The organism is Nodosilinea sp. LEGE 07298, assembly GCF_015207265.1.
Lineage (GTDB): Bacteria > Cyanobacteriota > Cyanobacteriia > Phormidesmidales > Phormidesmidaceae > Nodosilinea.
The window spans coordinates 1-5,650 of the sequence record NZ_JADEXE010000368.1 but is presented as its reverse complement, the minus strand read 5'-3'; the positions used below and the strand labels follow the sequence as shown (position 1 = coordinate 5,650).

Genomic DNA, 5,650 nt, shown 5'->3' with positions numbered 1-5,650 from the left:
GATTAGGGGGCAATGCTCACCCTTCGGGAATTTACTTACTCACCTACTCACCTACTCATCCACCACTAGCTCACGGTGAATCGCCCTACCTCCTCTTGCAGGGACTGGGCTACAGATCGCAGCTGGGTGAAGGCGTCGGCGACTTGGTTGGCGGCGCTGGAGTTTTGGCTGGCGGTGGTGGCGACGCTGGTCATGGTTTCGCTGACGACTTCAGAGACCTGGGATTGAACGACGGTGGCATCGGCGATCGCGCCCACTAGAGCGCTAATTTGGCGACTGACGACGGTAATTTGGTTCAGGCTCTGGCGGGTTTCATTCACTAGCTGAGTGCCGGTGACCACCTGCTCGGTGCCGGTTTCCATGGCGGTGACAACGGCATTGGTCTCGGTCTGAATGCTGGCGACTAGTTTTTCGATTTCGGTGGTGGCTTCTGCCGACTGGCGGGCCAGTTCGCGCACTTCTTCAGCCACTACCGCAAAGCCTTTGCCGCCTTCTCCGGCCCGAGAAGCCTCAATGGAGGCGTTGAGAGCAAGCATGTTGGTTTGGGCTGCGAAACCGCTAATGAGGTTCACGACGTTAGAAATTTTCTGGGATGATTCGCCCAGGCGCTTCACTTTTTTAGCGGTGTCGGCTACGGTTTCGCGAATGGCCATGATGCCGTCAACGGTGCGGTTCATGGCATCGTCGCCCTGGGCTACGGTTTGCTCAGCTTCCAGCACCGCCGCTTCCGCTTTTTCGGCGTTGGTGGCAACTAGCTGCACCGAGGTCGCCATCTCCTGGACGCGATCGATCGCAGACAGAATTTCCGCAGCCTGCTGATTGGCCGATTCGGCCAGGGTGCGTACAGCGGTTTGGCTGGTGTCGGTGGTGTCGGCCACCTGACGGGAGGCATCTTGCACCTGCACTACAATTTTGCGCAGGTTGGCAATGGTGGCGTTGTAGGAGTCAGCCAGGGTGCCGATTTCGTCCTCAGTGACCTTGGCTCGCACGGTCAGGTTGCCCTGGCTCACCGGGTCCACATCCATCAGCAATTGCAGAGCGCTGCGCTGCAGGCCTTCTTTAATCTGCCGCTGTTCTTCGGCCAGGTTACGGGTGCGCTCGATTAGCTGTACACGTTCAATCACCAGGCCCAGCTGTAGCCCTATCTGTTTCAGGAAGTCGATTTCGGCCTCTTGCCACGGGTGCACGGTTTGGCAGTGGTGGGTAATCAGCAGGCCGTATAGCTTGCCCTGGCTAACCATCGGCACCCCCAAAATAGATTTGACCTGTAGGCTGTGCAGCAGGGCCAAGTGCTCGGGGTGAAAGGCAGCGGTGGCCACGTTGTTTTCGAGTAATATGCCTTCGGCTTCGTATTTATTACGGGTTGCGGCGGGAATGCAGGGGTCGCCTAGCTGCTGATCGTAGGCGCTGGGCCACTGGGTTCCTGCCGATTCGGCTACGATTTGTCCGCTCCAGTCGGGGTTGAACTGGTAAACCACTACCCGATCGGAGGTGAGAATGTCGCGCACCTCGGTGACTAGACGTTCGTAGATGGGCAGCAGATCGGCGGAGTCGATAATTTTGGCTCCGGTGATGTCGGCTGCCAGGGTGGCACGGCGGGCATTGAGGGTTTGCTGGCGCAAAAAGCCGCGCACCTGTACGACCAGCTCGTTAAAAGTTTGGGCCAAGGTTTGGGCTTCAGACGACCCGATTAGATCGGCCTGAGCATCGAGGTTGCCCCGAGACACTTCCTGGGCTTTGCCTGCCAGGGCATTGAGCGGCGAGGAGATTTGCTGGGCTACGGTTCTGGTTAACAGGGCGACCACGCCACCCAGCACCAAGCCCAACAGCCCCAGGGTGACCAGGTTCTCGCGACCAGCGGCGCGAATTTCGGCGGTGTCTATAGATGCGATCGCTACCGAGTTAATCCGGAGCACCGTAGCTAAAGAGTACTGCTTGCCCTGGTAGGCAAATGTCACTACAACGTTCTCCAAGCCATTGATTTCAACGGTAGATACCTCGAGGTTTCTGACCGGGAAGGCTGACTTGAGCTGCTGTTGCAGGTCATTAGGGACTACCTCGGACTGGGTGGCTTGGGACACAGCGTTAGCCAGTTTGCCCACGACCTCGCCGCCAACTAGGTTACTAGAGCTAGGCTCTAGGGCCGCTTCTTGACCTTGCTCATTAAAGGTAGCCAGCACGTAATTAGACGCTGGTTCGAGCAGCTGCACCTGCTGAGAGCCCTGAATACCGGCATTGACCAAGTACTCATTGAGCTGCTCAAACTCAAGGGTGGTAATCAAAAATTTCACCACGCCTAAAAATTCGTTGCTGTTGGGGTCACGAATAGCCTGGCTAAAGTCGAGACCTACCTGAGCAGTGGAGTCATCGTAGCCGGGCTGACCAAACCAGAACTCATCGCTTTTAGCTTGCTCCCACCAGTCTTCGCCTGCCTGCACAAAATTAGAGGGAATGCTGCTATAGCCCACGTTGAAACCATTGGCCTCGGTGACAATGATCTCGGCAAATTGTTTGACAGCGGCGGTTTGGGCCAGATAGTCGTTAAAGACAGGATTGGTGGCTAGCTGCTTACTCGAATTAAATCGCGACTCTAGGGTGGCTTCGGGCACCTGTAGTAGCTGCAAGTTGGCGGCTAGGGTGCGATCGCGGCGTACTTTGTCTAAAATCAGCGGGTTTTGGGCAAAAACTTGGGCAAAGGCAAGTTGCTCGTTCAGGGTGCTGTTAACGGTTTCACTAGCTAAGATGGCCTGACCCTGCAACGCCTGGTTGATAGTTGTGCGAGCGCGGCTTTGGGTGAGGGCATAGGTAATGAGACCACCGACCAGTAGGGGCAAAATGCTCAGGGGCAGTACCGTAGACAGCAGTTGCTGCCGTAGACTGCGGCCGGCAAAGTAGGTTTTGACAAAGCTTTTGGGGGAAGCGGCATCGGGGTTTTGCACCAGCAAATCATCCGCAGTTACCGTTTGAGCCTGGCTGCGGAGGGTAGATAGAGAAGAACCTTGAGTCATAGCGAGTAACCTGAAGAATTTAATTAAGTTGGCGGCATAAAATATGTGGGGAAAATGCTGCTGTCACCTGCGGCGGCAGGATTAGGGTTGAGCCATAGCCGCTAACACCGCCGTGCCGTCTAAAACCAACCGGGGCTGACCACTGCTGGTGGGGCAGCACCCCTGGAGAAAAGGCAATAGGTCGGGGCCAATCTGCGCCGCGCTTAGGCTGGACATTTGATTGGGCAGCGGCTGCAGGGCGGTGGTGGGGTAGGTCACCATGGCTTCTACCGTGCTGACGACTAAACCCACCATGGGCTGCTGGTCTGCGCTTGGCTGAGTAGCTGAGTAGGGCGGCTTGATGACGACCACCGTATGCCGAGTCGTGGCTTTAGCCTGGTGGTACCAGGGCACAAACCCTAAAAAGTGGCCCAGGTCGGCTACCCACAGCATGTCGCCCCGCCAGTTGTAGATGCCCATCACCCAAGGGGCCATTTCAAACATCGGCACCACCTCGTTAATAGTCAGCTTCATAATTTCGACCAGGTTGGCTCCCGGCAGCAGCAGCGGCAAATCGCCGTTCACAGTCACCTGCAAAAACTGCTCTTCGGGGGCTAAATTGGCTGACTCCTCGGGGAGAAGGGCGTTCTGCGATGATTGAGCAGAGGTGCCTTGAGGTGGGGGGTCTCCAGGGGCGATCGCGGTGTCAATAGGCATGGCTCAAAATGCTTGAGTGGGGCAGAGGTTGATGGGGCGGGTCATGGGTACTTGTCTAGGCTGATTAAGCTTTGACCAGTTGATTGACGGCTTTAAGAAGTTCGTCTTGATCAATGGGCTTGGACAGGTAGGCATCGGCCCCTTGCTTGAGACCCCAAAACTTATCCATTTCGGTGCCTTTGGTCGAGCACATAATCACCGGTACCTGCATGGTGCTGGTGTCTTCTTTGAGCTCGCGGCAAATTTCAAAGCCGCTGCGATCGGGCAGCACAACATCGAGAATAATTAGATCGAACTGATGGCTTTTAACCTGCTCAAAGGCTTCTTCGGCGCTTTTCGCGGTTAGTACTGTAATGCCGCGATCGCGCAGACAAAGCGTAAGAATTTCTTTATCGGTCAGGCTGTCTTCAACAATTAAAACTTTGCTCATGGCTCTTGGGTAGGGAGAAGAATGGGTAAGTGAAGGGAGGTGGTAGTTGAGTGGATGGGGTTAGGTTCGAGTGTGAATTAGGTGTTTGCGAATAACGGAGAGAATTACAATTGGCTCCATCGGTTTGCTTAAAAAATCGGTAGCCCCTAGCAGCCGGGCACGCACCTGGTCGACTAGGCCGTCGTTGCCGCTGAGAATGACGATGGGAACATCTTTAAAGCGAGACGTTTTGCGCAGACTGCTGCAAATTTCGTAGCCATTGGTATCGGGCATGACCAGGTCTAAAAACACCAGATCTGGCTTTTGAGCCAGTAGTGTCGGAATGGCCTTTGCCCCTTCGGTAATGGGTAAAAAGTCGTACCCTGCGGCCCTAATCACCTGCCCCATCGCTTTGCAAACCATCGGGCTATCGTCAACGCAGGCAATTTTGAGGGGGCGTTGGTGACTCGCGATTGGTGGATCTGGTCCATTTAGAGCAGGAAAGTCGGCCACTTCGACCAGGGTGATCCATCCGGCCTTGAGGTAGGGCTGTAGCGCCTGGGTGAGGTTGAGTACGTCTTGTCCTAGCTTGGCCGCCAGGTCGCGCAGACTACGTTGACCATCGAGCAACTGCATGAGCGAAGCATAGACCCCGGGTGACACCTGCGCCCGAATTGGTTCTGGATGCTGAATCACCGGGGCCAAGTTAGGGGAATAGGCTTCTAGCCCGACCTCTAGCCATTTGTTCCAAAGCTCGGTTACTGCGAGGAGTAGGGTCGGGGTATCTACATACAACGGCATCTCACTAGAGCCAAGCGCAGGCTGCCGAATGAGCTTATATTGCGTATCGCGGGCTTGCACCACATCGAACAAGATATCGGCCACAACATGGGCGCTAATCTCTTGTAGTGCTTGGGGAGAAAGCTGCCCTTGGCTTAGCCAGTTATGCATCAAGTCGTAGTCCCAACTGTCAAGCCAGCTAGAGCGAGGGGCGATCGCTAAAGAATTTTGTAACACTTGATAACTCAAGGCCGGTTCTGGCAAACGGGATTGGGCCTGGCGGTACCACTGCCGGATAGGATGTACCCCGCCGCTACCATAAATCACCTGACCCTGGTTAAAAAACAAAGTCCATTTGTGTCCCTCAGGATCAGACCAAACCAGTTGACCGCTAAAATCTGAGCGTTTGAGAACTGAAAAGATCTGTAGCTTTTTGACCCGTAAATAGTGAGCCAAGGATTGTGGGTACTGTTCTGTTCTATTACTCATTCTAGGAAGACAGCGTAGATAAAACGATGCTTGAAATTTGCTGAACGGCTGCTAATGATGAGGTTGTCTCGCCGTCTTTTTTTTGAGGTATTAAATTTTTTAATTCAGATATGTGATTGATTCTTATAGTAAAGACCAAATCTAGTTCCACCCAAGTTTGTGTCGAGTAAAATAGGGGTAGAGCGCTTAGGAGGCCAACGTGATGGCCAAGCAACGACGGAAGCGTGGAACCGCAGGCGATAAAACGATTTGTCTTCCCATTGCAGAC

5 protein-coding genes are annotated in these 5,650 nt (G+C 54.5%); all 5 read right to left on the bottom strand.

Annotation, left to right across the window (positions count from 1 at the left end):
• Nucleotides 1–65: 65 nt before the first annotated feature.
• The gene (locus IQ273_RS29465; protein WP_194026669.1) at nt 66–3,008 is read right to left on the bottom strand and encodes a methyl-accepting chemotaxis protein; all 2,943 of its coding nucleotides are present in this window, start codon (nt 3,006–3,008) and stop codon (nt 66–68) included.
• Between the two features lie 81 nt (nt 3,009–3,089).
• On the bottom strand, nt 3,090–3,704 hold the full coding sequence (locus tag IQ273_RS29460; RefSeq protein ID WP_194026668.1) for a chemotaxis protein CheW: 615 nt from the start codon (nt 3,702–3,704) through the stop codon (nt 3,090–3,092).
• A 64-nt stretch (nt 3,705–3,768) separates the two neighbouring features.
• Nucleotides 3,769–4,134 carry a response regulator transcription factor gene (locus tag IQ273_RS29455; protein WP_194026667.1) on the bottom strand — a complete coding sequence of 122 codons (366 nt, stop codon included), beginning with the start codon at nt 4,132–4,134 and terminating at the stop codon, nt 3,769–3,771.
• A gap of 60 nt (nt 4,135–4,194) precedes the next feature.
• Nucleotides 4,195–5,382, bottom strand: a complete 1,188-nt coding sequence (locus IQ273_RS29450; protein WP_397198966.1) for a response regulator — start codon at nt 5,380–5,382, stop codon at nt 4,195–4,197.
• A gap of 1 nt (nt 5,383) precedes the next feature.
• Nucleotides 5,384–5,650: hypothetical protein (locus IQ273_RS34135; protein WP_228054142.1), on the bottom strand; the 267-nt coding region annotated here is incomplete at its 5' end.

Bases quoted from the DNA above. Each gene is read 5' to 3' on its own strand.
- IQ273_RS29450 (WP_397198966.1), bottom strand. From the start codon at position 5,382: ATGAGTAATAGAACAGAACAGTACCCACAATCCTTGGCTCACTATTTA.
- IQ273_RS29465 (WP_194026669.1), bottom strand. From the start codon at position 3,008: ATGACTCAAGGTTCTTCTCTATCTACCCTCCGCAGCCAGGCTCAAACG.
- IQ273_RS29455 (WP_194026667.1), bottom strand. From the start codon at position 4,134: ATGAGCAAAGTTTTAATTGTTGAAGACAGCCTGACCGATAAAGAAATT.
- IQ273_RS29460 (WP_194026668.1), bottom strand. From the start codon at position 3,704: ATGCCTATTGACACCGCGATCGCCCCTGGAGACCCCCCACCTCAAGGC.